This is a genomic window from Acetobacter estunensis (genome assembly GCF_019083805.1).
GTDB lineage: Bacteria > Pseudomonadota > Alphaproteobacteria > Acetobacterales > Acetobacteraceae > Acetobacter > Acetobacter estunensis_A.
This window is the reverse complement of sequence record NZ_JAHRDV010000002.1, coordinates 133,325-158,335: the sequence shown is the minus strand read 5'-3', so window position 1 is coordinate 158,335 and position 25,011 is coordinate 133,325. Positions and strand designations below refer to the sequence as shown.

Annotated in this window: 24 protein-coding genes and 2 tRNA genes; 13 read left to right on the top strand and 13 right to left on the bottom strand. The window is 59.1% G+C overall.

Annotation, left to right across the window (positions count from 1 at the left end; genetic code table 11):
• Window positions 1–46: 46 nt before the first annotated feature.
• From gpt to KUA11_RS03490, 5 genes are all read left to right on the top strand, one after another.
• Entirely contained in the window at window positions 47–529 is a 483-nt protein-coding gene (gene gpt, locus KUA11_RS03510; protein WP_166312865.1) for a xanthine phosphoribosyltransferase, read from the top strand.
• A 7-nt stretch (window positions 530–536) separates the two neighbouring features.
• Window positions 537–1,457, top strand: a complete 921-nt coding sequence (locus KUA11_RS03505) for an N-acetylmuramic acid 6-phosphate etherase (protein ID WP_217409011.1) — start codon at window positions 537–539, stop codon at window positions 1,455–1,457.
• Between the two features lie 15 nt (window positions 1,458–1,472).
• A tRNA-Pro gene (locus KUA11_RS03500) sits at window positions 1,473–1,549 on the top strand.
• A gap of 39 nt (window positions 1,550–1,588) precedes the next feature.
• Complete coding sequence (locus tag KUA11_RS03495; RefSeq protein ID WP_217409010.1) at window positions 1,589–1,897, top strand: ETC complex I subunit; 309 nt, start codon at window positions 1,589–1,591, stop codon at window positions 1,895–1,897.
• Between the two features lie 83 nt (window positions 1,898–1,980).
• A tRNA-Arg gene (locus KUA11_RS03490) sits at window positions 1,981–2,057 on the top strand.
• Window positions 2,058–2,104: 47 nt separating this feature from the next.
• On the opposite strand, the gene KUA11_RS03485 is transcribed toward KUA11_RS03490, so the two are convergent.
• The 3 genes from KUA11_RS03485 to KUA11_RS03475 all read right to left on the bottom strand — a co-directional run bounded on the left by KUA11_RS03485 (window position 2,105) and on the right by KUA11_RS03475 (window position 3,688).
• The gene (locus KUA11_RS03485; RefSeq protein WP_217409009.1) at window positions 2,105–2,704 is read right to left on the bottom strand and encodes a hypothetical protein; all 600 of its coding nucleotides are present in this window, start codon (window positions 2,702–2,704) and stop codon (window positions 2,105–2,107) included.
• 109 nt (window positions 2,705–2,813) lie between these two features.
• Window positions 2,814–3,383, bottom strand: coding sequence for a LolA family protein (locus KUA11_RS03480; RefSeq protein WP_217409008.1), 570 nt, complete (start codon window positions 3,381–3,383; stop codon window positions 2,814–2,816).
• Window positions 3,380–3,688 (bottom strand): BolA family protein, encoded by a 309-nt coding sequence (locus KUA11_RS03475; RefSeq protein WP_217409202.1) that lies wholly within the window; start codon window positions 3,686–3,688, stop codon window positions 3,380–3,382. Before KUA11_RS03475 ends, KUA11_RS03480 begins: the two co-directional genes overlap by 4 nt.
• Before the next feature lie 81 nt (window positions 3,689–3,769).
• Here KUA11_RS03475 and KUA11_RS03470 point away from each other — a divergent pair, with 81 nt between their 5' ends.
• Genes KUA11_RS03470 through KUA11_RS03460 form a run of 3 tightly spaced genes read left to right on the top strand, consistent with a single transcriptional unit; the run spans window position 3,770 to window position 7,333 of the window.
• On the top strand, window positions 3,770–4,375 hold the full coding sequence (locus tag KUA11_RS03470) for a J domain-containing protein (RefSeq protein WP_217409007.1): 606 nt from the start codon (window positions 3,770–3,772) through the stop codon (window positions 4,373–4,375).
• Between the two features lie 40 nt (window positions 4,376–4,415).
• Window positions 4,416–5,411, top strand: a complete 996-nt coding sequence (gene cobS, locus KUA11_RS03465) for a cobaltochelatase subunit CobS (protein ID WP_166315108.1) — start codon at window positions 4,416–4,418, stop codon at window positions 5,409–5,411.
• A 17-nt stretch (window positions 5,412–5,428) separates the two neighbouring features.
• Window positions 5,429–7,333, top strand: a complete 1,905-nt coding sequence (locus tag KUA11_RS03460) for a cobaltochelatase CobT-related protein (RefSeq protein ID WP_217409006.1) — start codon at window positions 5,429–5,431, stop codon at window positions 7,331–7,333.
• Here KUA11_RS03460 and KUA11_RS03455 read toward each other — a convergent pair.
• Together KUA11_RS03455 and KUA11_RS03450 are read right to left on the bottom strand one after the other, a co-directional pair.
• The gene (locus KUA11_RS03455; RefSeq protein ID WP_217409005.1) at window positions 7,319–8,800 is read right to left on the bottom strand and encodes a pyridoxal phosphate-dependent decarboxylase family protein; all 1,482 of its coding nucleotides are present in this window, start codon (window positions 8,798–8,800) and stop codon (window positions 7,319–7,321) included. The genes KUA11_RS03460 and KUA11_RS03455 overlap by 15 nt on opposite strands.
• 152 nt (window positions 8,801–8,952) lie before the next feature.
• Entirely contained in the window at window positions 8,953–9,744 is a 792-nt protein-coding gene (locus tag KUA11_RS03450) for a DUF1217 domain-containing protein (protein WP_254454627.1), read from the bottom strand.
• Between the two features lie 346 nt (window positions 9,745–10,090).
• Between KUA11_RS03450 and KUA11_RS03445 the strand changes: the two genes are divergently transcribed.
• The gene (locus KUA11_RS03445) at window positions 10,091–10,804 is read left to right on the top strand and encodes a DsbA family oxidoreductase (RefSeq protein WP_217409003.1); all 714 of its coding nucleotides are present in this window, start codon (window positions 10,091–10,093) and stop codon (window positions 10,802–10,804) included.
• Here KUA11_RS03445 and KUA11_RS03440 read toward each other — a convergent pair.
• Complete coding sequence (locus tag KUA11_RS03440) at window positions 10,795–11,751, bottom strand: bile acid:sodium symporter family protein (RefSeq protein WP_217409002.1); 957 nt, start codon at window positions 11,749–11,751, stop codon at window positions 10,795–10,797. The genes KUA11_RS03445 and KUA11_RS03440 overlap by 10 nt on opposite strands.
• A gap of 108 nt (window positions 11,752–11,859) precedes the next feature.
• On the opposite strand from KUA11_RS03440, the gene KUA11_RS03435 reads away from it, so the two are divergent.
• Both KUA11_RS03435 and KUA11_RS03430 read left to right on the top strand, forming a co-directional pair.
• Complete coding sequence (locus tag KUA11_RS03435; protein WP_254454626.1) at window positions 11,860–12,786, top strand: hypothetical protein; 927 nt, start codon at window positions 11,860–11,862, stop codon at window positions 12,784–12,786.
• Window positions 12,787–12,899: 113 nt separating this feature from the next.
• A complete protein-coding gene (locus KUA11_RS03430; protein ID WP_217409001.1) occupies window positions 12,900–13,757 on the top strand; it encodes a lipid-binding SYLF domain-containing protein in 858 nt (285 codons plus the stop codon).
• On the opposite strand, the gene mltG is transcribed toward KUA11_RS03430, so the two are convergent.
• The 4 genes from mltG to KUA11_RS03410 form a co-directional block, all read right to left on the bottom strand.
• Window positions 13,751–14,758 carry an endolytic transglycosylase MltG gene (mltG, locus tag KUA11_RS03425; protein ID WP_254454625.1) on the bottom strand — a complete coding sequence of 336 codons (1,008 nt, stop codon included), beginning with the start codon at window positions 14,756–14,758 and terminating at the stop codon, window positions 13,751–13,753. The genes KUA11_RS03430 and mltG overlap by 7 nt on opposite strands.
• Window positions 14,759–14,823: 65 nt before the next feature.
• On the bottom strand, window positions 14,824–15,699 hold the full coding sequence (locus KUA11_RS03420; protein WP_217409000.1) for an aldose 1-epimerase family protein: 876 nt from the start codon (window positions 15,697–15,699) through the stop codon (window positions 14,824–14,826).
• 69 nt (window positions 15,700–15,768) lie between these two features.
• Window positions 15,769–17,919: an RNA degradosome polyphosphate kinase gene (locus KUA11_RS03415; RefSeq protein WP_254454663.1), complete on the bottom strand. Its 2,151-nt coding sequence runs from the start codon at window positions 17,917–17,919 to the stop codon at window positions 15,769–15,771.
• A gap of 334 nt (window positions 17,920–18,253) precedes the next feature.
• Complete coding sequence (locus KUA11_RS03410) at window positions 18,254–19,015, bottom strand: P-loop NTPase family protein (RefSeq protein WP_217408998.1); 762 nt, start codon at window positions 19,013–19,015, stop codon at window positions 18,254–18,256.
• A gap of 114 nt (window positions 19,016–19,129) precedes the next feature.
• Between KUA11_RS03410 and purM the strand changes: the two genes are divergently transcribed.
• Both purM and purN read left to right on the top strand, forming a co-directional pair.
• Window positions 19,130–20,215, top strand: coding sequence for a phosphoribosylformylglycinamidine cyclo-ligase (gene purM, locus KUA11_RS03405; protein ID WP_217408997.1), 1,086 nt, complete (start codon window positions 19,130–19,132; stop codon window positions 20,213–20,215).
• A gap of 12 nt (window positions 20,216–20,227) precedes the next feature.
• Window positions 20,228–20,854, top strand: coding sequence for a phosphoribosylglycinamide formyltransferase (gene purN, locus KUA11_RS03400; protein ID WP_217408996.1), 627 nt, complete (start codon window positions 20,228–20,230; stop codon window positions 20,852–20,854).
• Window positions 20,855–20,930: 76 nt separating this feature from the next.
• Here purN and lpdA read toward each other — a convergent pair whose 3' ends face one another.
• The 3 genes from lpdA to KUA11_RS03385 all read right to left on the bottom strand — a co-directional run bounded on the left by lpdA (window position 20,931) and on the right by KUA11_RS03385 (window position 25,008).
• Window positions 20,931–22,340 (bottom strand): dihydrolipoyl dehydrogenase, encoded by a 1,410-nt coding sequence (gene lpdA, locus KUA11_RS03395; protein ID WP_217408995.1) that lies wholly within the window; start codon window positions 22,338–22,340, stop codon window positions 20,931–20,933.
• Window positions 22,341–22,403: 63 nt separating this feature from the next.
• Window positions 22,404–23,630 carry a pyruvate dehydrogenase complex dihydrolipoamide acetyltransferase gene (locus KUA11_RS03390; RefSeq protein WP_217408994.1) on the bottom strand — a complete coding sequence of 409 codons (1,227 nt, stop codon included), beginning with the start codon at window positions 23,628–23,630 and terminating at the stop codon, window positions 22,404–22,406.
• A gap of 13 nt (window positions 23,631–23,643) precedes the next feature.
• Window positions 23,644–25,008 carry a pyruvate dehydrogenase complex E1 component subunit beta gene (locus KUA11_RS03385; protein WP_217408993.1) on the bottom strand — a complete coding sequence of 455 codons (1,365 nt, stop codon included), beginning with the start codon at window positions 25,006–25,008 and terminating at the stop codon, window positions 23,644–23,646.
• Window positions 25,009–25,011 lie beyond the last annotated feature (3 nt).

The following is a 25,011-nucleotide window of genomic DNA, read 5'->3' as shown; positions in this document are numbered from 1 at the left end:
GAGCGGACACATGACAGCCTGACCATAGAACGGAAGACAGCGGCCAATGGCGACGAACTACGCAACCGTGACCTGGGACCAGCTCCATCGGGATGCCCGCATTCTGGCCGAGACCCTGATGCCCAAAGGCCCGTTTCGCGGTGTTGTGGCTGTGACACGCGGAGGCCTGATTCCCGCCGCCATCATCGCCCGCGAACTCGATTGCCGTCTTGTGGAAACCATTTCGGTCGTGACCTATGACGAGCAGGAACGCGGTGAACCGAAAATCATCAAGTCACCGGAAGCCGCCGGAGACGGTGAAGGCTTTTTAGTCATCGACGATCTGGTGGATTCCGGTGTCACGGCGCGGATTGTGCGTGAGAGACTGCCCAAGGCCACCTTCGCTTGTCTGTATGCCAAACCAAGCGGCAAACCGCTGACCGATCTGTTTGTGGTGGAAGTGCCACAGGACACATGGGTGCTCTTTCCATGGGACACGGCCCCTCTGTTCATTCCGCCGCTGGCCCGCAAGGCCGCTCAGGAAAGCTGAAGTCACGATGTCCGCTTCCCTCCCCGCCACCGAAGGATTCGACTCCGCTTTCGATGAATTTGACACGTGGCCCGTCGGCACGCAGCTCAATGCCCTGTGGCAATCACAACTCGCCGCCGCCGCCGTGGTCTCGGGCGCTCTTCCCGCACTTACCCGCGCCGTGGAAGCCGCTCTTCCCCGTCTGAAGGCAGGCGGTCGCCTGATCTATGCTGGAGCGGGAAGCTCGGCCCGATTGGCGGCACAGGATGGCGCGGAACTGGAGCCAACCTATAACTGGCCCCCCGAACGGATGATCGTGCTGATCGCAGGTGGTACCGGCGCTCTGCTTCAGGCCGTGGAAAATGCCGAAGACAACGAGGCCGCCGCGCAGGATGGCGTGCGGGAGGCGCATATCGGTGCGCAGGACGTTGTAGTGGGCATCGCAGCCAGTGGCCGGACGCCTTACACCATTGCCTGTGTAAAGGCTGCGCGCGAACGTGGTGCATTGACCATCGGCCTTGCCAACGTGCCGGACACCCCTCTGCTGACCGCAGCCGAACATGCCGTGACAGTGGAGACAGGCGCGGAGCCGATCTCCGGTTCCACCCGCATGAAGGCCGGCACAACACAGAAGATCGTGCTGAACCTGCTGTCCACCACGCTCATGACCGGGCTGGGCCGCGTCTATCGCGCCCGAATGGTGGATATGCACAGCCGTAACGCCAAGCTGCGGACCCGGGCCGTGCGGATGGTCACGGCACTGGCAAACTGCGACGATGAGCAGGCGCGATTCGCACTGGATGCCACCAACGGTCATGTGAAGCCGGCAATTCTCGTGGCCTGTGGTATCACGGTGGAGCAGGCGCAGGAGGCGCTCGCGCGCACCGACGGCAACCTCCGAAGGGCGCTGAAGAATTTGGGACTTGCCACCGCGCGGCGAGCCACCTAGTTTCCGCCACAGGTTCGGGGCGTGGCGCAGCCTGGTAGCGCGCTTGTTTTGGGTACAAGAGGCCCCCGGTTCGAGTCCGGGCGCCCCGACCATCTCGTGACACGGTGGCATCATCACACGGAGAGATGACCATGACGGCCCGTATCTACAGAAAACCGAAAAGTGCAGGCCAGTCCGGTCAGGCTGGAACGCATGACTGGATTCTTGAATACGGCCAGTCCGTCCCCCATCGCCCTACTCCGCTTATGGGTTGGACCGGAAGCCAGCACGATACGCAGTCGCAACTGCGTCTGCGCTTTCCCAACGAAGAAAGCGCTGTAGCTTACGCCAACCGTTACGCCATTGCCTATGAAGTGGAGCGTCCTGTCGCCCGTATTCGCAAGGCAAAAGTTTACGCGGACAATTTCGCAGCCAACCGCATCCAGAACTGGACGCACTGAGACGTCCATGGTCGCCTCTTGACGTTTAAAGGGCGGACGCCCGATAAGGTCCGCCCATGGAGCGAGTTTTCTTCGCCCCCTGCGCGCCCTTAGCTCAGTTGGATAGAGCAACAGCCTTCTAAGCTGTGGGTCATTGGTTCGAATCCAATAGGGCGCGCCAAATTCTTCTGCGGCATGATAATTTTGCACACATACACAACAAAACAGTCAAGATTTGGATTCAGTAAATATAGTGTGTTTTTTCTGGATATCTTCCAAGGACATACCTGTAAGTTTTGCCAGCCTCTGCTCCAGACTCGAAACAGTTTTTGACGCGTTATTATATTGCAAATACACCGAAATAGAAGAAATCGTTTGTATCAAGAATACTGATCCTGCAATAGATGATATCAGAAACTGAATTGCTGGACCTATTTTGGGATTATTGAAATCGTTTATATTATGTGATTTTCCATATATTCTATAAATTACAGATACATAATCCAATCCAACTAGAGCCCATATAGAAATAACAAAACACAAAAATGCCATGCAAAATGAAATAACGATATTTGCGTGCGATTGTCGCAGCCAATAGAGTTTTTCTTCATTTCTTATACTCGCAACATAGTATCGTTTTATTTTCTTCTCTGTGTTCGCAATGCGTCTTCTTTTTGACCATGGCAAAACTTCCAATATGGAGTCAATTACACGTGGCACTATATACCAAATATATCGTGTTAAACTTCCAGAAGTAATTCCCACAATCAGGCCAATTACAATAGAACCTAAAGCAATATGCGTGCCAAGAAAATCAAATCCACTCATGACCACCTCACCTCATCAATATCGATTATATAATTATTTATTACCCAAAACACTCTGGAGCGCTTCCACTGTCATATCAAAGACGTAAGCAATACAGCTCATGGCAGAATCACCCGGCAGCATCTCCCAACTCCAGCCGCACCACATGCTGCCGGTCGTCCACCAGAACCAGCCCAGCAAGCGTCAGCACGCCACCATTATCGCGGAACTGGAGCGTCAGCAGACCGTCCGTCATCCGATCCGTTTTCGCCATGGAAATCTGCATCCATCCCGGCTGACGTTGCACGGCCGTGACCGTGACCGGACCCGACAAACGGATTGGGCGGACAAGAAGCAGCCCCAGCGGCGTATGGGACAGGCCCATGCGCGTCACTGCCCCGGATTGCGGATTGGTGAGAACCAGATGTCCGTCGCCCGCAACCAACGTCATGCCGCGCGGCACGTCATAATCGAGCCGCAGGTGCCCGGGCGTATAAGTGAGTGTGCCCGATCCACGGCTACCATCGGGCCAGATTTGGGTGAAAGGCAACTGCAGTCCGTTCAGTGCGTTGAGCCACGCTTCCACGCGGGCACTGTCCTGCCGATCCTGCGGAGACATCGGCGCCAGTCCAGATCCGGCGCAGGCGGTGACAGCCAGTGACGACAGCAGAACAGCCCGTCGTGAGAAAATGCCCCTCATCGTACAGCCTCGGCGGGTGTTTTGAGCGTCAAGGCCAATGCGTGCAGACCGTCGCCAAATTCGGCGTCGAGCAGCTTATGCACGAGGCGCGAACGCGCCACCCGCGACAGTCCCTCAAAGGCGTCACTCACCACCACCAACTGGAGATGTGTCTCCGTGGCGCCCGCCTGCGGTCCACGCGGACGATCGAGGTGCCCGGCGTGACGGTGACTGTCGTCCACAAGCTCAATCAGTGTGGGAGAAAGCTTTTCCTCGAGCACACGCAGAACACGCCGCGCCCGCGGCCCCGTTGCCGTATCCGCCATGTCGCCACCTTTTCCTTCGTTGCCACCCACACCAGAAATCCCTCTTGCGTCAGGCTGGAAGTGGCACACATAACAGGTGACATGAGGAGACGAAACACACGTCCCCGGGCCTTCGATCCGGACCCGGACGCACCAAAGCAGTGCTGTGACGCGCCCGGCTGCACACAGGAAGCGGGGTACCGCGCGCCGCGTTCACGTACGACATTGAATCAGTATTTCTGGTTCTGCCTTGAACACGTTCGGGAGTACAATGCCCGGTGGGACTTCTACAAAGGCATGAGCGCGGCCCAGATCGAGGCGCATCTGCGCGCAGATGTGGCGTGGGACCGGCCTTCATGGAAGATCGGACACATGGGACGCCAGCCTTTCAGCGAGGAGGACGTGCTCGACCCGCTGGACATTCTCAATGCCTCCCGTGCGGCCCGTGCCAACCGCCACAAGGAATCACGCGAACCGAAGACGCCCCCGCCCTTGCGTGATCCTCTGGAGACGATGGGCCTGCGCTGGCCCGTCTCGCTCGATGAGGTGAAAGCGCGCTACAAGGCACTGGCGCGCGAGCACCACCCTGACGCCAACAATGGCGATCTGGACGCAGAAGAACGATTCAAGATTATCAACGTGGCCTACGCTGCCCTGCGCGCGCATTTCACGGCGAACACCACCGAGGACTTTGAGCGATCCGCCTGAGCATGGCAGGGTCACCCCACGACAACGAAACGGACATATCATGAGCGCTGCTGCGACTGACGAACTGCCCCCCACCTCCGCCATTTCAGTCCCCGATCGGGAGGTCTCGGCCCGCGAGGTCTTCGGCATCGACAGCGACATGATGGTGCCCGCATTCTCGATCCGCACCGAGCATGTGCCCGACATCGACACCAGTTATCGCTTCGACCACGATACGACCATCGCCATTCTCGCGGGTTTTGCCTTCAACCGCCGCGTGATGGTTCAGGGCTTTCACGGCACAGGCAAGTCCTCTCATATCGAGCAGATCGCGGCACGTCTGAACTGGCCGTGCGTGCGCATCAATCTCGACAGCCATGTCTCTCGCATCGACCTGATCGGCAAAGACGCGATCGTCCTCAAGGATGGTCAGCAGGTGACCGAGTTCCGTGAAGGACTGCTGCCGTGGTGCCTCCAGCATCCCTGCGCGCTTGTGTTCGACGAATATGACGCGGGTCGCCCGGACGTGATGTTCGTCATCCAGCGCGTGCTGGAAGTGGAAGGCAATCTCACCCTGCTCGACCAGAACCGCGTCATTCGTCCCAACCCAGCTTTCCGTCTGTTCGCGACGGCCAATACGGTCGGTCTGGGTGACACGACAGGCCTGTATCACGGCACGCAGCAGATCAATCAGGGGCAGATGGATCGCTGGAACATCGTGACGTCACTGAACTACCTGCCGCATGAGCAGGAAGTGGCGATTGTCGTCTCCAAGCTCAACATCGCCCCCGACGACAAGAAGATGCGCCAGACCATCGACAACATGGTGGCACTGGCCGGCCTCACACGCGCAGGCTTCATGGCGGGCGACATCTCCACTGTCATGTCGCCACGCACGGTCATCGCGTGGGCTGAAAATCTGCGCATTTTCGGTGACATCGCGTTCGCGTTCCGCGTCACGTTTCTCAACAAGTGCGATGAGGCCGAGCGGTCGATGGTGGCGGAATATTATCAGCGCTGCTTCAACGCGGACCCGATGGGCAAGCGCAAGAACTGACCGTCCGGAGAGACATCATGGTTGAACGCCCCCGCTCCCCACGCGAAGCCCCCTCCGCGCCCGACACCGCCGAACAGGCGGAAGCCTTTCGTCGCGCAACGGTTGGCGCCATTCGCGCTCTAGGCGGTCGGCCGGATGCCTCCGTCTCCTTCCATGCGGGCAATATGCCACCCGGCCCGCTGGATCAGGACACCCCTATTCGCCTCTCCCAGTTGTCCCGTCATCCAACAGACGAAGAAACCACGCGTCTGCGCGGTGCAGCCGACGCTGAGGCATTGAAACTTCGTCACCATGACGTGGATCTGCACCGTGGGCATCAGCCCGAAGAAGCGGTCGCCCGTTCGGTGTACGACGCCCTTGAACAGGCGCGGATCGAGGCCGTTGGCTCACGCTATATGCAGGGCGTTGCAGCCAATCTCGAACAGAAACTCGAGCAGGAACTCCGCGATGCCGGCGTTCCTCACATGACGAGCCGGGACCAACTCTCCACGCCCATGGCTCTTGGACTTCTGGCACGTGAAAAACTGAGCGGACGTCCGGCTCCCGCGATGGTGCGCTCGCTGCTGGAGGATTGGGGGCGCTCCCTTCCCGATGCCGCCCTCAAGGCGCTGGATGAAATGGCGCTCGCTCAGAACGATCAGGCCGCCTACACCCGCGCGGCCCGTCATCTGATGGCGGCCTGCTCACTCGTGGAAGCCGAGGAAGAACAGCCGGAGAATGATGAGAACGGAGAGGACGATGCTCCCGTCCCCGAAGATGCCGGCGATGAAGAGCCGCCGCCACAAACCGAGGAACAGCCTCCCTCTCCCGAAAGCGAGGAGGAAGAAGCCGGTCCAGAACCGCAGCTTATGGACAGCACGGGCGAATCCGGTTCGCCCGATGACGCCTCCGAGGCCGAAGGCGATGACCCGGAAGGCACTGGCGAGCCCTCTGGTCCCACCAATGGTCGCGATGCCGCGCCCGGAGACACGGCACGTGGCTATCACGCCTACACCACGCAATTTGACGAGGAAGTCGCGGCGGAAGATCTGTGCGACGAAGACGAACTGGCCCGCCTCCGCCAGCAACTCGATCTCCAGCTTGCCAATCTGACCGGCGTCATTGCGCGGCTTGCCAATCGCCTTCAGCGCAAACTTCTGGCGCAGCAGACCCGCGCATGGAACTTCGATCTTGAGGAAGGCATTCTCGATGCGGGACGTCTCTCGCGCATCGTGGTGAACCCCATGCTTTCGCTGTCCTACAAGCAGGAACAGGAGACCGATTTCCGCGATACGGTGGTGACTCTGCTGATAGACAACTCGGGCTCCATGCGCGGACGTCCGATTTCCGTGGCTGCCATGTGCGGCGATATCCTCGCACGCACACTGGAGCGTTGCGGAGTGAAAGTGGAAATCCTCGGGTTTACCACTCGCGCATGGAAAGGCGGACAGAGCCGAGAGAAATGGACAGCGGACGGAAAACCGGCAAACCCGGGCCGTCTGAACGATCTGCGCCACATCATCTACAAAGCTGCCGACACCCCGCTACGTCGCGCCAAGCGTAATCTTGGGCTGATGCTGCGCGAAGGGCTCCTCAAGGAGAACATCGACGGAGAAGCTCTGCTCTGGGCAGCCCGACGCCTGCGCGCTCGGCCTGAACAGCGTCGCATTCTCATGGTCATCTCCGATGGCGCGCCGGTCGATGACAGTACGCTGTCGGCCAACCCGAGTTCCTATCTGGAAGATCATCTGCGAGAGGTCATTTCTAGTATCGAAAACCGCAGTGAAGTGGAGCTTGTCGCTATCGGCATCGGTCATGATGTAACGCGCTACTACAAGCGCGCCGTGACCATTACCGACGCAGAAGAACTCGGCGGAACGATGATGAAAAAACTCTCGGAGCTATTCGATGAAACCGGAGGGCGCCGTTCACGCGCCGCCTGATCGACGGCGTTCAGCACACGCCAGCACGGTATCGACCAGCCGATCCACATCTTCTTCCTGTGTACGATGGTTGACGATGGCAGCCCGAATCACGAGGCGTCCATTGATCCGTGTGGTGGAGGGCGCCGCCAACCCGCTTTCTTGAACGTCCTTGACGATCTCACCGTTAAACACGTCGGCGTCTTCGTCCGCCATGCCGGGCACAACCATCCGGAAACACACGATATCGAGCGTAACCGGTGCCATCAGTTCCAGCGCCGTCTCACGCTCCACCCGTGCGGCCAGATACTGTGCCACGTCACAGCATCGCTCCACCATATGACCAAGACGCTGGGTGCCGTACACGGACAAAGTCGCCCAGACCTTGAGCGCCCGGAAACCTCGCGAGAGATCCGGTCCGAAATCACAGAACCACGGCGCACCTGCCGCCAGTCCACGGTCTTCTCGTGAGAGATAATTCAGGTTCTGGGCAAAAGCCGCAGCATGCTTCTGAGCATCGCGCACGAGAATACAGCCCGCGTCATAGGGTACCTGTGCCCATTTATGGAAATCGAAAGCAAGGCTGTCGGCTTGTCCAATAGCGGCAAGGGACGCTTCAAAGCGTTCCGACAATCGCGCCAATGCCCCGAAAGCTCCATCCACATGGAACCAAAGTCTTTCCGCTCGTGCGATGGCTCCAATTTCATCAAGAGGATCAATCGCCCCGACATCGACCGTTCCGGCCGTTCCCACAACAAGAAAAGGCTCGCACCCAGCTTTGCGGTCAACCGCGACCATTTCCTGAAAGGCCGCGGTATCCATCCGAAAATCTTCATCGACCGGCACTAACCGGAGCGCTTCACTCCCAAGTCCCGCCAGATCGAAAGCCCGACTGACACATCCATGTGCACTGGTTGCAGCATATCCCACGAGAGGACGCTGTCCTACGCCACTGTTTCGTAGCGCAAGCCCACCTTCAACAGCGCGGCTGGCGACAATCACGGCGATGAAATTCGCCATGGATGATCCTGTCACCAGAATGCCTGAAGCCGTATCGGGCATTCCCATGAGAGCGGCGGCCCAGCGTAAGACCATGCGCTCCACCTCGACCGGAGCATGGTCCCGTCCCCCGAGATTGGCATTCAGTCCACCTGCCAGCATCTCAGCCAACATACCTACAGGCGTGCCGCCACCATGCACCCACCCCATGAAACCGGGGTGGCGATTACCTACGGAATAGGGCAGCACATCCTCGCGGAAGGCCTTGGCAAAAGCATGAACATCCTGCCCTTCCCTCGGCACATCGATGTTGCGAAAACTTTCACGGATGGTGTCGGGAAGAGGCTGCCACACCCGCTGCTCCCGCAAAGTCATGAGATTGTCGAACATCTCATCCAGCATCTCATGACCAATACGACGCAGATCATCCCATTGTTCCCCCACTGGATCGAGAGAGGACGGCAAGATGGGAGAAGAGCAATCAGCCATGATCAAAGCATCCGGAATGATGAAAAATACATCATCCCACTAGGCCGCTTTTTCTGGAAGGACGTCAAAAATATCCTGTGTCGCATTTTCTCACTGGGACACCGCGATAGTGAGAGAACGCAAGAACACACCCTCTACAAACGAGGGGCAGATTAGCCATAGAGGGCCGATACCAGAGACGTACTGGACGATACGCCAAACAGGCTCAACACGCTGCTCCCGGAACCATCTGCCCCATACAATGACAGAAGCGTCGCAGGTTTATCGGTTGTTTGCGGCGTGATCTGTAACATTGTCAGATATTGCTCAGCGTATTTCTGGACCTTTGCTGGTGTCGAAAAATCCGAGAGATCCACCTTTTTGGAGAGAAGACGCTTTTGCTCGTCATAATCAAGAGCGCCGAATTGGGTAGGATTATACCCACTCACCGTTTCCACGACTTTCAGAAGACTGGAATCCGACATGATGTCGTTCAACGTCATGCTGGAAGTCATTGTCCGCGTAAAATACAGTGCATTGCCAACCCCCGAGGTGCTGTCCGAATCTTCAAGGGACGATTCGTACTGGGTTTCTTCGTATTTTGCGGCCAATGTTTCTACGGTCGAAGAATCTGCAAAAGGTGACGTGGCTGTGGACGACGAGCTTGTTTCGTTCCAAGCCGAGAATGCCTTGGCAAAGGCCAGCCATGCGGAATTGCCAGATTTCGCTGCAACGGATGTAGAAGATGTTGGATCCTGCGTCAGCAGATCCTTCACCAGCGCCGTTTCATTCTGGATCGAACTCAGTCCGTAAGCGCCCAGAACCACAGACATGGCCTTGTAGTTTTTCATGAGAGCGCTTGCGGACGTGATATTGACCGCATCATTTTCAAAAGATGTTACATAGTTGGCGATCGTGCCATTGGTCTTTGCATAAATTGCTGCGGACTGGTCCTCATCTTTCATGCTCGCGAGATAAGTGGAGACGGGCGAAAGACCGGAAATGGCACCTGACATGACCAGGACCTCCTAACTTGCAACAACACCAAAGAAAACAGAGCAATTCATCTGAACATGAGTCTATTCACAATTATATTTCCAATAAGTTAAGGAAAATATCCTTTTAATTCTTTATGATTGCCTGCAATACCGCCCAAACTGAATTCCACAATGAACATCGATAAACCCGAATTTCTCTCCTACCGCACATCACAGAATCACAAAGATCCCATCACCTAAAAGATGGAATGTAATTGTCACGGATGGCAGATCGTGATGGGCAATTCATCCCTCGATTCCGTAAGATGGCGCCATGAACATGGTTGCCGCCACTCACCCTCGAGTCAGGGTCGAAATCGTCTTCGATTTCGTCTGTCCGTGGTGCGCCATTGGGATTGATCGTCTAGTCTCCACTTTGTCACGCCGTAATGACGTTCATATCGAGTGGCAATGGCGCTCTTTTCTGCTCAACCCCACCTTCCCACCTGAAGGCATGTCGCTTGAATCGTATTTGCGGATCAAACAGGGCGACGACACCCGAATTGCCCGCCTCCTGCACCTTATCGAAAAGCAGGCGCGGGAATTCGATACTGCAATTCATTTCGACCGGATATGCAAAGTTCCCGCCACCCTGAATGCTCACCGACTTTTGACATGGGCATCCGCACGGGGCGATGCCACGCCGCTCGTGCTGGCTCTGTTCGAAGCCTTTTTCCGACGGGGAGAAGACATCGGTGATCCTGTGGTTCTTGCTCACACCGCAGAACGGCATGGCTTCGATCCCCAGTTGGTTCTGCAACTGCTTGCAGGCCAAACTCTTTCAGGAACGGTCCTGTCGGAACAAAGCCTGCATCAACGCAACGGGATCAACGGCGTTCCCTCGATCATTATCGCCGGCATGGCCCTGACAGGCGTTCATGACTCGCCAGTGATCGACCGTCTGCTCGATGTCGCCTTACAAGCCACTTACAGGAGCGGCATCCCACAATTCAGTTCGACACTCCGAAGAGAAGCCGATCATTCGTGACTTTCCGCTTCACGCGCGAAGCGACGGGCCAGAATAGCGCACACGAAAAGCTGGATCTGGTGATACAGCATCAGCGGCAACACCACGAGCCCCACCGTGGCGGATGGAAACAGCACGTTGGCCATCGGAACACCCGAGGCCAGCGTCTTTTTCGAGCCACAGAAAATGATGGTGATCTCATCTTCGCGTGACCAGCCCATCATCTGGCTACCATAGCGCGTGACCAGAAGCACCGCCGCCAGAAGACCGCAATCCACAGCCGCGATAGCCGCAAGCTGTGTAGGAGGAAGACGGTGCCACAACCCATTGACCACGGCTTCACTGAAGGCGGTGTACACCACCACCAGAATCGACCCACGATCCGAAAACGACAGCAGCTTGCGGTTGCGTCGCGCCCATTCACCCACCCATGGCTGAAGCACCTGTCCCGCCACGAACGGAAGCAGAAGCTGCAAAACGATGGACAGGCCACCTCCGGTCTGACCGCCTTGTTTGGCAAGAACGAGTCCCACCAGAATCGGCGTGATGAAAATCCCTGCGATGTTGGATGCCGTCGCCGAACACACGGCCGCTGGCACATTGCCACGCGCGATGGAGGTAAACGCGATGGAGGACTGCACGGTGGACGGCAAGCAGCACAAAAACAGCACGCCCATCCACACATCGTTCGACAGCAAGCCGGGCATCACGGCACGCAGACCAAGACCGAGCAGTGGAAACAGAAGAAAGGTGCATCCAAGAATGGTCAGATGCAGTTTCCAAGCCGTCATGCCTTCCACGACAGCCGCACGGGAGAGACGCGCTCCCTGCAGAAAAAACATCAGCGCAATCAATACGACCGCCAATGTAGTGAAAAACGGAACGGCTGCCCCTCGGCAGGGCAACACAGTGGCCACACCAAGAGTGGCCAGCAGGCAGAGAAGAAAGGGATCTGGGCGAAAAGACATGCAGGATTTCCGGGGCTTGCGGAAGATTTCCGACATCATGCCGTCCGGCACCCGATTGCGCACCGCCGTCACTTGCGCCACCCTTAGCCACAAATGATACGCTCCACCATGCAACTTGCCGTGCTGCCGTCCTTTTCTCAGGGACAGCGTCTTCGATTCCTCGTGATGTTTCTGGCAGCCTCCCTGTCGGGAATGGAAGTGGCTCGGGCTGCTTCCGTTCCCGCCGGATGCGCCACAATTCATCATGCCGCGCAAACCTCTGCCACAGGCGTGACGCTGGACCATGTGACAGTCACCGCGGGAGGCGCCAGTTTGCAGGCCTCACGTCAGACGCTTTCCGGCCCGGACAACGGTTCAGCGCAGGATCTTGCTGACGCTGCTTCCGTGGTGCTGCTGTCCGCCCTTGTGGGGCGTCATGAAACCGCCTGCTCCAACTGGCTCGAAAATGAAGGTCGGCTGGCTGAACAACAGCTTGAAGCCGGCCGCAAACTTGCCGTTGCATGGAAAAACGTAAATGTTCGGCGAAACACATTGAACATACGGTCGGACACAGCGCAGCTTGCTCTCGCTACCACCGGCACCAATGCGACCGCCACACTCTCCCTGAGCGGCGTCACGACGGCTGGAGTCGATGCGCCCTCCCTACTTCCCTCTGACGCTCGGGCGAATTTCTCCCTTCCCGTCAGTGAACTGGCAGCACTCATGGCCTCCACAGGCGGAAAGGCGAAACAACTTCCCGCCGTGCATGTCACGATCAATTCTCTCACAGCCCAACGTGATACGGTCACATTGTCTGGAAATGGACGCGCCACACTCACAGGCGAACATGACAGCGCCTCCGCCAGTGGCCATCTGGAAATTCAGGACATTTCCGGTCTCATCGACCGTGCGCGACAGGACAGCCAGATGAAGGTGGCCGCCGCCCTGATCCTTGCCCGAGTGGTCAGCCACCGCAGCGGCAATGTCAACACATGGGACACGACATGGGAGGGAGGTGTTCTGACCGTGAACGGCGTTCCTCTTCCGCTGCACTGACTGCCGTTTTCCATTTTCGGCCACGAATTGCGCGAGAAGACGCTCTCCGCCATTGTGCCGCCACAGATTCAGGCGATTCGATACGTCTCGCCCCCGTGACAGGAGACTTCCCAATGCGGGTTCGCCGCCCTACCCGGCTTTTGCTTGCGTCCGCCACCGTGCTTGGCTTCCTCGGTCTGTCCCACTCCGGGCACGCTGCTGACAACACTCAACAGACTCTGGTGGACAAGGCCACGCTTGCGGTTCAGGACGTGTTCACCGGTGCCAAAACCACCGACCGCGTCTATCGCTATCTGGCGAAAGCCCGCGCCGTGATGGTCTGCCCTTCTGTGTTTCGCATGTCGTTTGGCATCGGTGGGTCCGGTGGCGGGTGTGTGCTGCTTTCGCGTGATGCACGGGGCTCGTGGTCAGACCCTGCGTTCTACAAACTCAGCTCCGGCTCGCTCGGCTTTCAGCTTGGCGTAGACTCCTCCGAAGTCATGTTCTTCGTGATGAGCGATCGCGGCCTTCAAGCACTTCTCGACAGCCAGTTCCAGTTTGGCGCCAACGCGGCAGCATCCTTTGCTTCCATGGGCGGCGGACTGGAGAGCGGGACGGCCGGACGATCCAACACGGACATCATGGCTATCCAGAAATCACAAGGCCTGTTCGCTGGCGCGTCACTCGGCGGCTCGAAGCTGACAGTCGATAGCGACAGCAACCGCGCCTATTACGGTCAGATCATCGGTCCCGAGGACATCGTCATTTCGATGCGCGTCAACAACGCGGGAGCCGATCCCCTACGTTCGATCCTGACCCGTTACGCCTCGTCCGCCGCCGCTGTACCCACCACGACAACCAGCACGGGTTCCACCACCACGGACACGCAGGATACCGGCGCTCAGATCACCCCGTATACACCGCCGTCTTCAAGCGGGATCCAGAGTGAGTCTCTCTCCTCCGGCACGAAATCTTCTTCCCGGAGCTACTGAGCGGGCTTCTGATCCGTGGGATGGCTTTCCCCGTTCGTTCCACGGATTGCCCGCAACGCCCTGACATTGCGATTATGATCGTCGAGCGACACCGCAAAGCGGTGCTCACCATTACCTGACGCCACGAAATAAAGATCGTCCCCCGTTGCCGGATGCGTCACCGCCTCCAGTGCGGCCGTGCCGGGCGCGCAGATGGGCGTGGGCGGAAGACCCGCGCTGACATACGTGTTGTACGGGCTGGCCACGGCCAGATCGGCATGTGTCAGGGGACGTCCGAGAGGCGTCACACCTTTTGTCAGCGCATAAATGGTCGTCGGGTCGGACTGAAGCTTCATCCCACGCGCCAGACGATTGAGAAAAACCCGCGCAATCCGTGGGCGTTCGCTGGCTATACCAGTCTCCTTTTCCACGACAGATGCAAGAATCACCAGTTGCTGGGGAGTGGTCAAAATGAGAGCGGTATCCCGCCCCTGCCATACCCGTTCCACCTCACGCTGCATCGCCTCCTGCATCCGTGCAATAAGCGCTGTCCGGTCCGTCTCGCGAAGGGACCGATAGGTCTCGGGGAGAACCGTACCTTCTTCCAGAGCCTCCACATGACCGGTCAGAAAGGGAGCTGCGTTCACAATCGTCAGAATCTGGGACGCTGTCAGTCCCTCAGGAATGGTGAGAGGATGCAGCACAGGTTTGCCATGACGGAGAACGTCTAGCAGCGTCCGTATGGACGCATGTGCCGGAAAAGCCAGCTCTGCCGCATGAATCTGTCCGTCATGTCGCGTCAGACGCAACGCAGCGAGAAAAACAGCCCGGTCCAGTTGTGTGCTTTGCAGAGCGTCCGCCTGCTGAAGCGCCGCTACTGTCGAAGCGTAACCGCCATGTGGAATGACAATGGCACGGCTCTCTAACAGGGGACCGGGCATCGTGTAACGCCACCAGCCAATCCCGGCCGTCGTCCCCGCAACCAGCATCATGCCGCCCAGCGCCCAAGCCGCCACTCTCAACCACGGCCTGCTCCGACGGGAAGCCTTTTCAGGTTTCCTGCGCTTTTGCCCTCCTGCCACCCGGCTCAAGCGTCAACGGCCTCCACCGACCAGAACGCCGACCATTCCTGCTGAGGCTGAAGACAAAGCTGCCCCGGCTTGTCACGAAACTCGCCATGGAAACCATGAGGGGAAGCAAAGCCGTGCCATGGCTCGATGCACAAAAAATGTGCGCTGGGTTTGGTCCATATCCCAAGCTGCGGGAAGCCATTCCATGCCACATGCAGCCCTCGGGAGCCGGGCTTGCCGAAGACGACGGATCGGCTGCGCACACGGTCCATGATGATCGCATCGTCCTCGAACAAGGCATCCTGCAACGCCAGTTCACGACCTTTGATCGGGGTCGGACGTGGATCGGCCGCCAGCAATCCGCCTTCAAGACGACGGATGGGCTCCGGTTCCGCCTCCTCGAACGTCAAACGATAAGCCTCTCGATCCTCATCCTTCCGCAATGGCCAGCGAAAAGCCGGATGGGCGCCGAGAGAGGCAAAAAGTTCACGTCCTTCTTCCATGTTGCGGAGAGTGTATGTGACGGTCAGACGACCATCCTGCACGCGATAATCCAGCCACAACCGAAAATGGAACGGGAAAACCGCCAGCGTTTTTTCGTCGCTTTCCAGTTCCAGCACACATCCGTCATCGCGCGTTTCCACCCACCGAAAACGCCGATCCCGCGCAAAACCATGCTGGGTCAGATGATAGGACTTGCCATCAATAAGGGCCGTGTCGTCAGGCAGACGCCCCACAATGGGAAAAAGCACCGGCGAGTGACGTCGCCATGCCTTGCCCGCGTCCCACAGCACATCTTCCCCGTCCGCACTCAACGCGACGAGTTCCGCTCCCTGCGCTGCGACGGTAGCCCGCATGTGGGCGTCGCCGAACGTGTGTGTCTGCGTTTCCATGACGGCTCCTCTGGAGAGTTTTCCCGCACACCATAGAAAAACTCTCCGAACTCCGCAAAACGCCAAACCTCAATCGTCCAGCAATCTTTCCTGCGGTGGAGGTGCAGGGCGAACCGGAATTTCACTGGCGGCAGACCCTCTTCCCGACAGCGAAGGATGCGTCATAAACCACTCATGAGCCGAGAACGGCTTTGACCCCGGATCGAGACGACGCCAGACGGCGTTGCGCTCCAGTATCCATGACTGAAGGTTGTCCTTGAGATCCGTCACCATGATCTGATCCAGTACCTGCGCGTGCACCGTCGGATTGGTGATCGGCACAAGACTTTCCACGCGCCAGTCCATGTTGCGCGTCATCCAGTCGGCCGACGAGATAAACACCTTGGCCGCGCGGGATGGCAGACGGTGTCCATCGCCAAAAACATAGATACGGGCATGTTCAAGGAACCGGCCCACGATCGACTTGATATGGATGTTTTCCGATAGCCCTGGCACGCCCGGACGAAGGCAGCACATGCCACGTACCACGCCCATGACCTTCACACCCGCACAGGACGCCTCATAGAGCTTGTCGATCAACTCCGGGTCCACCAGCGCGTTCATCTTTAGCCAGATGTTGCCCGGCCGCCCCGCGCGAACATGGGCGATCTCGCGATCGATCAGATCCACCAGCGTCTTGCGGCATGTCAGCGGCGAGAAGGCGATGGCCTCCATCTTCGCCGGCATGGCGTAGCCAGTGATGTAATTAAACAGGCGCGCGGAATCCCGGGCAAGCTCGGGATTACAGGTGAAGAAGGACAGATCCGTGTAAATCTTCGCCGTGATGGGATGATAGTTGCCCGTCCCGAAATGCGCGTAAGAACGCACGGTGTTGCCTTCGCGGCGAACGACGAGGCTGAGCTTCGCATGCGTCTTAAGGTCCGAGAAGCCGAACACGACCTGCACACCCGCCGCCTCCAGGGCACGGGACAGACGGATGTTCGCTTCCTCATCGAAACGGGCGCGCAATTCCACCATTGCGGTCACGGATTTGCCGGCCTCTGCGGCCTCGATCAGCGCCTTGACGATCGGGCTGTCTCGCGACGTGCGGTAGAGCGTCTGCTTGATGGCGATCACGTTCGGATCGAGTGCTGCCTGTCGCAGGAATTGCACCACCACGTCGAAGCTTTCGAACGGGTGATGAACAATCAGATCCTTCGCGCGAATGGCAGCGAAACAGTCGCCACCAAAATCCACGATCCGCTCAGGAAAACGCGGGGTATAGGGAGGAAACAGCAGGTCGGGCCGATCATCGACGATCATCTGCTTGAGATCGACCACGCCAATCATGCCCGAATGAACCGACACCTCTTCAGGAGGCAGGTCCAGTTCATCCACGATGGCAGCCGCCAGTTCAGCGGGCACTTTTTCTTCCATGTCCACATGGATGACGACGCCGCGCCGCCGCTGCTTGAGCGCGGTTTCATAGGAACGAACCAGATCCTCGGCTTCGTCTTCGAACTCCACATCCGTGTCGCGCACCACGCGCACCATGCCACTCTCGACAACCGACAGCCCCGGATAGAGCCGATCGATGCACAGTGTGATCAGGTCTTCGAGCAGCACGAACCGCACGGATGTCGGTTTGCCGGGCGGAGACGGCAGACGCACGAAACGGTCCACCTGTGCTGGCAAAAGGATAAGACCATTCATGACGAACAGCCCCGTCTCCGCGGAAACAAGCCGCAGCCCAAGCGCCAGCCCCATATTGGGAATGAACGGCAGAGGATGCGCGGGGTCGAACGCCAGAGGTGTCAGAACAGGAAACACCCGTTCCATGAAGAGATCCGTCAACCAGCGCTGATCGTCCTCATCAAGCTGATCGAGACCACACAGCGTAACCCCTGCCGTTGCCAGCAAGCCCCGCAGGTCTCGCCATACCCGCTGCTGGTCACGCAGAAGAAGCACGCAGCGCTCACGCACAGCGGCAAGCTGGAGAGCGGGCGTCAGACCATCGGGAGAAAGGGAAACCAGACCCTCCCTCACCTGCCCCACAAGACCGGCCACGCGCACGGAATAGAACTCGTCCAGATTGCTCGCGCTTATCGAGAGGAAGCGAAGCCGTTCCAGCAGAGGATTGTTGGGGTTCTCCGCTTCATCCACGACGCGCTGGTTGAACGCGAGCCATGACAATTCGCGGTTGATGAACCGATCCGGCGAATCGCGGCGGATCGCGGGCAGGGCTGGCTTTGTCGTGCGTCGAGTGGGCGCGCGGGTCGGAACTTTCGTGGTTTTCTGCGCCGCGGGGCTTCGTGTGGTCCGGGCAGATGGTTTGGCTGTTGTCGAGCGTGTCCGACGTCTTGTCGTCGCCTGTGTCTTGTCACCGTCTTGCGCCACGAACCATTCCCCGCTTACCCGACCGCCCCTACAGGCAGCCCTTGTGATTCTGATTGCTGCTCTCAATCACTGTCTTACGGCAACACTCGGCAGCGCCAAACCGAGGACGCCTCTCTCACCGCAAAATTCTTCAAAACTTAATATTGCGGAGAGATCCCTGCTTGCGACCAGACATTTTTCAAATTTCGATGCGCATGTCCCGCAGAAGACCTTCCGCCTGTCGGCGATCCAACGCCACACCGGAGGCCAGTGTCAGAGCATCGATGCGTTCCACCAATTCCAGAACCGCTGCCGCCTCACGCGGCAGGCGCTGCAATAGCCACTCCGTCAATCGATGCGACACGGTTAACTGTCTCTCGGCCAAGAGACGAAACATCAGTCGCTCCAGCAGCACATCCTCGGCGGCCATGATCTCAACCGCCATGGTGGCCCGCAGGCGACTGTTCAAATCAGGCAGAGACACCTGCCACCGACTTGGCGGCAACCGTGATGCCATCAGCAGAGGCATCCTACGCTCACGTGAAAGATTGATGAGCCGCAGCAACGGCAGTTCGTCGCACTCATTCACCACCACGGAATCGAGCGCCAGAGCTGGCGGCTGGTGCTCCACAATCTCCATGATGTCGGGCATCTGCCCCTGCGCCATATCCACCAGCAAAGCGTTGTGACACGTGGCCCACAAGCTCAACATATGCGTCTTGCCGCACCCGGCCCCACCCCACAGAAGCAGGCGACCTTCCGGCCATGCGTGAGGATCGGTGCCGGACATGACAAGGGTACGGGCATGCGCGTTGGAAGGTGCGGGCACAAAGCTGCCCATATCGAATTTCCGCCGATGCACGAACGGAAGCGCCATCTGCGCGCGCCCGTCCTGCTGAAGCGATGTGGCGGTTGGCGACCCATCGTCGCGCGGGACCGGCGGCCCTTCCTGCTCTGTCACCGCTATGCGCGCCGCCCTACCTGTCCTAAAGGAAACCCTGAACCTGATTACCCGAAACGTCGGGGATGTTCGACCCGCGATGTCGGACCTCCCGCAGCCGAGACGAGCCGCACCATGAGCACACCCACCCCGGACGCCGCCAGCAACGGCCTCACCTATCGCGAGGCCGGCGTGGACATCGAAGCAGGCGACGCGCTGGTCGAAGCGATCAAGCCCGCCGCGAAAGCCACGACCCGCAGCGGCGTCATGGGCGGCCTTGGCGGTTTTGGCGCGCTGTTCGATCTCAAGGCCGCAGGTTTCACCGATCCAGTGCTTGTCTCCTGCACGGATGGCGTGGGCACAAAGCTCAACCTCGCCATAGACAGCGGGCTGCACGAGACGGTTGGCATCGACCTTGTCGCCATGTGCGTCAACGATCTGGTCGTGCAGGGTGCGGAGCCGCTGTTCTTCCTCGATTACTTCGCCACCGGCAAACTGGCCGTGGAAGACGCGGCCAAGGTCGTACGCGGCATTGCCGAAGGTTGCCGTCTGTCCGGCTGTGCGTTGGTGGGGGGTGAAACCGCCGAGATGCCGGGCATGTACGCCGCCGGTCATTACGACCTCGCCGGCTTTTCGGTCGGTGCGGCCGAGCGTGACAAGCTCCTGCCCGGCACGATCCGCCCCGGTGACGCGCTGATCGGCCTTACGGCCAGTGGCGTTCATTCCAACGGTTTCTCGCTGGTGCGCCGCATTCTGGAAAAAAGCGGCCTTACGCTGAATGACGCGGCCCCCTTCGCTCCCGGCCAGACCATCGCGCAGGCATTAATGACGCCCACGCGCCTCTATGTCGAGCAGGTGCTGACTTTGCACCGCGATGGCCTGCTGAGCGGTGCGGCCCATATCACCGGCGGTGGTCTGCCCGGCAACCTGCCCCGCGTGCTGCCCAAGGGCACGAAAGCCGTAATCGACGGACCATGGGTGCCCAACCCCGTCTTTGGATGGCTGGCCAAGGCTGGGAATGTTGCCACCGATGAAATGCTGCGCGTGTTCAACTGCGGCATCGGCATGGTGCTGATCACACCCAAGCCCGACCTCGTGATGCAGCGTCTGAGCGAACTTGGCGAAACACCTGTCGTGCTGGGTCAGATCGAAGCTGCCGCAACATCTGATGCCGCACCCACGCTGGAGATGATCGTATCTCCTGACTTCCCGCACGCCTGAGGACAGAGCGTCGTGACGATCCACAAGACCCCGATCGCTATCCTCATCAGTGGCCGCGGCAGCAATATGCGCTCGCTGATCGCGGCCTGTGCTGCGCCGGATTTCCCGGCGCGCGTGGCGTTGGTGCTGAGCAACAAGGACGATGCCGCCGGACTGGATTATGCTCGTGAATGCGGCATTGCCGCAGACGCCATCCCTCACAAAGCATTCGGTAAGGACCGTGAGGCGCATGAACGCGCCGTTGACGCGCGCCTACGCGAAGCGGGTGTCGAGTTCATCTGTCTGGCTGGCTATATGCGCCTGCTCACGCCTTTCCTTACGGACACATGGGCAGGGCGAATGATCAACATCCATCCCAGCCTGTTGCCTCTGTTTCCGGGCACGCACACACATGAGCGGGCGCTGGAAGCAGGCGTGCGTATCCATGGCTGCACGGTGCATCATGTGACGGTAGGAATGGACGAAGGCCCGATCATCGCTCAAGCGGCCGTGCCGGTGTTCCCGCAAGCCGATACGCCCGATGATCTAGCTGCACGAGTGCTTGTGCAGGAACATCTTCTCTATCCGGCGGCACTTCGAAAAGTTCTTGAGAAGACAGAAAACAGCAAGAACAAAGCGGCCTCCCTTCTCGTCTGCTGAGCCGGAAAAGAGAGCCGCCATCGGCGTATGCTGTGGAAGCATGTCCCCCGCAACATACGCCAAAAAAGCTATTCAACTAGAAATGCAGCGCCCCGCCATAGGCCGCCAGCACCGCTTCATGCATGGATTCCGAGATGGTCGGATGCGGGAAGATTGTCTCTTTCAGTTCCGCTTCTGTCAGTTCGCCCGTTCGCGCAATGACATACCCCTGAATCATCTCCGTCACTTCCGCGCCAATCATATGCGCGCCAAGCAATTCCCCCGTCTTGGCGTCAAAGACGACCTTTACCAAGCCTTCAGGCTCACCCATGGCAATTGCCTTGCCATTACCGATGAACGGGAAGCGTCCCACACGCACCTCATACCCGGCAGCCTTGGCCTTCGCTTCCGTGTAGCCCACGGATGCCACCTGCGGGCGACAGTAAGTGCAGCCCGGAATCTTCGTCACGTCGATGGGATGAACGTGCAGTCCCGCAATCGCTTCCACGCACATGACCGCTTCATGACTTGCCTTGTGCGCCAGCCACGGTGCACCGGCTAGATCGCCGATGGCATACACCCCGCCCTCACCCGTGCGGCACAATTCATCCGTGACCACATGCGTACGGTCCACGACGATCTTGGTACCCTCAAGCCCAAGTTTTTCGACGTTGCCCACAATGCCAACCGCCGAGATCACGCGATCGACCGTGATGGTTTCTTTCTTGCCGTCTACCTCGATCTCGACCGTCACATCCTTGTCGGACTTTTTCAGCGGACCAAGCTTCGCGCTAGTGAGGATCTTCATCCCCTGCTTTTCGAACGCCGTGCGTGCGAGCTTGCTGATGTCCTCGTCCTCAACCGGAAGCACGCGATCGGCCACCTCAACCAGCGTCACCTCGGACCCCATGTTGCGGTAGAATGAGGCAAACTCCGTACCGATGGCGCCAGAACCAATCACCAGCAGGCGCTTGGGCAATTCATCCGGCACCAAGGCCTCACGATAGGACCACACGAACTTGCCGTCAGGCTCCAGCCCGGGCAACACACGCGCACGCGCACCCGTTGCGAGGATAACGTGCGGCGCTTTCAGCGTGACGGACTTCCCGTCCTTGAGCGCCACCTCAATCTTGCGCTTCTTGCCCTCAGTGCCGGCCAGTTTGCCGAAACCGTCGAACACCGGCACCTTGGCCTTCTTGAGCAGATGGGCCACACCACTGGAAAGCTGCTTCGAAACAGCCCGCGACCGTCCGACCACCTTGCCAAAATCGAAGCGCGGGTTGTCTACAGCAAACCCGAACTGGCCCAGATCGTGCAGCAGGTGGTTGATTTCGGAGGCCCGCAAGAGCGCTTTCGTCGGAATGCAGCCCCAGTTCAGACAGATGCCACCCAGATGGTTGGCTTCCACGACCGCCACCGAAAGCTTGAGCTGGGCTGCGCGCAACGCCGCCACGTAGCCGCCGGGACCGCCTCCCACAACAATCAGATCAAAATCGGTGGTGCTCATATTCAATGTCCTGATCGATGGCTTCGGACGCGGACGGCCGCATGACAGTCCGCGCAGGAGAGGTCAGATGACGAGGGTGATCGGGTTTTCCACCACGTCGCGGAACGCTTTCGTCCACTGGGCAGCCAGCGCACCGTCAATTGCGCGATGATCGACCGACAACGTGGTCGTCATCACCGTGCCAACACCCAAAGAACCATCGGCCTTTACGACAGGACGTTTCTCACCCGCCGCGATGGCCAGAATGGCGGCCTGCGGCGGATTGATGATGGCCGAGAAGGAACTCACGCCGAACATACCCATGTTGGAGACCGAGAACGATCCGCCCTGAAACTCTTCCGGCTTGAGCTTGCCTGCCCGCGCCCGCTTGGCCAGATCCTTCATCTCCACACTGATCTCGCGCAGGGACTTCCGATCCGCCTGACGGATGATCGGCGTGATAAGGCCATCGGGGATCGACACGGCCACCGAGATGTCCACGTCGTTGTATTCAAGGATCGCGTCATCGGTGAAGGAGACGTTCACGCCCTTTACACGACGCAGCGTGACCGCAGCAGCTTTGATCAGCATGTCGTTGACCGACAGCTTGAAGGCGTCCGGTCCGTCTTCTGGAGACGCCGCATTAAGCTGTGCCCTCAGCGCCAGCAACGCATCAAGCTGCACGTCCACCGACACATAGAAATGCGGGATCGTGCTCTTGGATTCCGACAGCCGCCGCGCGATGACCTTGCGCATCGTGGACAGCGGATGCGCTGTCGTGCCACCCACAGGGGCCGCACTGGCCGTCGCCTGCGCAGGCCCAGCCGATTTCGTGGCCTCTACATCCTTTTTTACGATGCGCCCATTCGGACCTGTCCCCTTTATGGCGGACAGATCGAGACCCGCGTCCTTCGCGATACGCTTTGCCAACGGAGATGCAAAGACACGCGCGCCTTTGCTGACAGTTGGAGCAACCACAGGAACAGGCGCGGCTGCGGAAGGAGCCTCAGCTTTGGGCGAAGAAGGTACCTCATTAGGTTGTGCCGAAGATGCCTTCGGCACCGCCTCACCTTCCTCCACCAGCACCGCAATCGGCGTATTCACCGCCACGCCTTCGGTGCCTTCAGGGACAAAGATGCGGCCAAGAACGCCCTCGTCCACGGCCTCGACTTCCATCGTGGCCTTGTCCGTTTCGATCTCGGCAATCACGTCACCCGACGCAATCTTTTCGCCTTCTTTCTTGAGCCAACGCGCCAGCTTGCCTTCCGTCATTGTCGGAGACAGGGCGGGCATCAGGATTTCGATAGCCATTGCTGCCTGCTCCTCAGACGATTTTGGCCACGGCCTCAACAACCCATTCGGGCTGCGGCAGCGCCAGCTTTTCCAGATTGGACGCGAACGGCATCGGCACGTCCACACCCGTCACGCGCACAGGCGGGGCATCCAGCCAGTCAAAGGCGTGTTCGATCACCTGCATCGCCACTTCCGCGCCGATGCCGGCAAACGGCCAGCCTTCTTCGACAGTCACCAGACGGCTTGTCTTCTTCACGCTTTCCACAATAGTCGCAGTGTCCAGCGGGCGCAGGGTACGCAGATTGATGACTTCCGCCTCAATCCCTTTCTGCGCCAGAAGATCGGCCGCCGCCAACGCCGTGCCAACGCTGATCGAGAACGCCACGATGCTCACGTCCTTGCCCGCGCGCTCGACCTTCGCCTTGCCGATGGGAAGGATGAACTCCTCATCCACGGGACAGGAGAACTTCTGACCGTAGAGAATCTCGTTCTCAAGGAAGACCACGGGGTTCGGATCGCGAATGGCCGCCCGAAGAAGCCCCTTCGCATCCGCAGATGACCATGGCGCGACAACCTTCAGACCCGGCACATGCGCGTACCAACTGCCATAACACTGCGAATGCTGGGCACCCACGCGCGAAGCCGGACCGTTGGGGCCACGGAACACGATGGGACAGCCCATCTGGCCACCGGACATGTAAAGCGTCTTGGCGGCCGAGTTGATGATGTGGTCGATCGCCTGCATCGAAAAGTTCATGGTCATGAACTCAACGATAGGTTTGAGACCTGTCAGCGCCGCACCCACAGCCATGCCGGTGAAACCATGCTCCGTGATGGGCATGTCCATCACACGCTTTTCACCGAACTCGTCCAACAGGCCCTGAGAGACCTTGTAAGCCCCCTGATACTGACCGACTTCCTCACCGATCAGGAACACATCCTGATCGCGCCGCAATTCCGCCGCCATGGCGTCACGCAGCGCTTCACGCACGGTGATCTCGGACGTCTCCCCCCAGTCTTTCTCAGGCTCGGGAGCGGACAGTGGGGCCGGCGCCGTGGGAACCGCTGTTCTTGCGGCGCCTGCGGAGGCTTCTTCACGAGCTCCCTCTGCGGCAGGCGCACTTGGAGAAATGTTTCCCTCCGGCACAGCCTCACCTTCTTCCACCAGCACGGCAATCGGCGTGTTCACCGCCACACCTTCTGTGCCTTCCGGCACAAGGATGCGACCGATAATGCCCTCGTCCACAGCCTCGACTTCCATCGTGGCCTTGTCCGTTTCGATTTCGGCAATCACGTCACCGGAGGACACCTTGTCCCCATCCTTCTTGAGCCAGCGGGCAAGCTTGCCTTCCGTCATGGTGGGCGAGAGGGCCGGCATCAGGATTTCGGTAGCCATCCG

Bases quoted from the DNA above. Each gene is read 5' to 3' on its own strand.
- gpt (WP_166312865.1), top strand. From the start codon at position 47: ATGGCGACGAACTACGCAACCGTGACCTGGGACCAGCTCCATCGGGAT.
- KUA11_RS03505 (WP_217409011.1), top strand. From the start codon at position 537: ATGTCCGCTTCCCTCCCCGCCACCGAAGGATTCGACTCCGCTTTCGAT.
- KUA11_RS03495 (WP_217409010.1), top strand. From the start codon at position 1,589: ATGACGGCCCGTATCTACAGAAAACCGAAAAGTGCAGGCCAGTCCGGT.
- KUA11_RS03485 (WP_217409009.1), bottom strand. From the start codon at position 2,704: ATGAGTGGATTTGATTTTCTTGGCACGCATATTGCTTTAGGTTCTATT.
- KUA11_RS03480 (WP_217409008.1), bottom strand. From the start codon at position 3,383: ATGAGGGGCATTTTCTCACGACGGGCTGTTCTGCTGTCGTCACTGGCT.
- KUA11_RS03475 (WP_217409202.1), bottom strand. From the start codon at position 3,688: ATGGCGGATACGGCAACGGGGCCGCGGGCGCGGCGTGTTCTGCGTGTG.
- KUA11_RS03470 (WP_217409007.1), top strand. From the start codon at position 3,770: ATGAGGAGACGAAACACACGTCCCCGGGCCTTCGATCCGGACCCGGAC.
- cobS (WP_166315108.1), top strand. From the start codon at position 4,416: ATGAGCGCTGCTGCGACTGACGAACTGCCCCCCACCTCCGCCATTTCA.
- KUA11_RS03460 (WP_217409006.1), top strand. From the start codon at position 5,429: ATGGTTGAACGCCCCCGCTCCCCACGCGAAGCCCCCTCCGCGCCCGAC.
- KUA11_RS03455 (WP_217409005.1), bottom strand. From the start codon at position 8,800: ATGGCTGATTGCTCTTCTCCCATCTTGCCGTCCTCTCTCGATCCAGTG.
- KUA11_RS03450 (WP_254454627.1), bottom strand. From the start codon at position 9,744: ATGAAAGATGAGGACCAGTCCGCAGCAATTTATGCAAAGACCAATGGC.
- KUA11_RS03445 (WP_217409003.1), top strand. From the start codon at position 10,091: ATGAACATGGTTGCCGCCACTCACCCTCGAGTCAGGGTCGAAATCGTC.
- KUA11_RS03440 (WP_217409002.1), bottom strand. From the start codon at position 11,751: ATGTCTTTTCGCCCAGATCCCTTTCTTCTCTGCCTGCTGGCCACTCTT.
- KUA11_RS03435 (WP_254454626.1), top strand. From the start codon at position 11,860: ATGCAACTTGCCGTGCTGCCGTCCTTTTCTCAGGGACAGCGTCTTCGA.
- KUA11_RS03430 (WP_217409001.1), top strand. From the start codon at position 12,900: ATGCGGGTTCGCCGCCCTACCCGGCTTTTGCTTGCGTCCGCCACCGTG.
- KUA11_RS03420 (WP_217409000.1), bottom strand. From the start codon at position 15,699: ATGGAAACGCAGACACACACGTTCGGCGACGCCCACATGCGGGCTACC.
- purM (WP_217408997.1), top strand. From the start codon at position 19,130: ATGAGCACACCCACCCCGGACGCCGCCAGCAACGGCCTCACCTATCGC.
- lpdA (WP_217408995.1), bottom strand. From the start codon at position 22,340: ATGAGCACCACCGATTTTGATCTGATTGTTGTGGGAGGCGGTCCCGGC.
- KUA11_RS03390 (WP_217408994.1), bottom strand. From the start codon at position 23,630: ATGGCTATCGAAATCCTGATGCCCGCCCTGTCTCCGACAATGACGGAA.
- KUA11_RS03385 (WP_217408993.1), bottom strand. From the start codon at position 25,008: ATGGCTACCGAAATCCTGATGCCGGCCCTCTCGCCCACCATGACGGAA.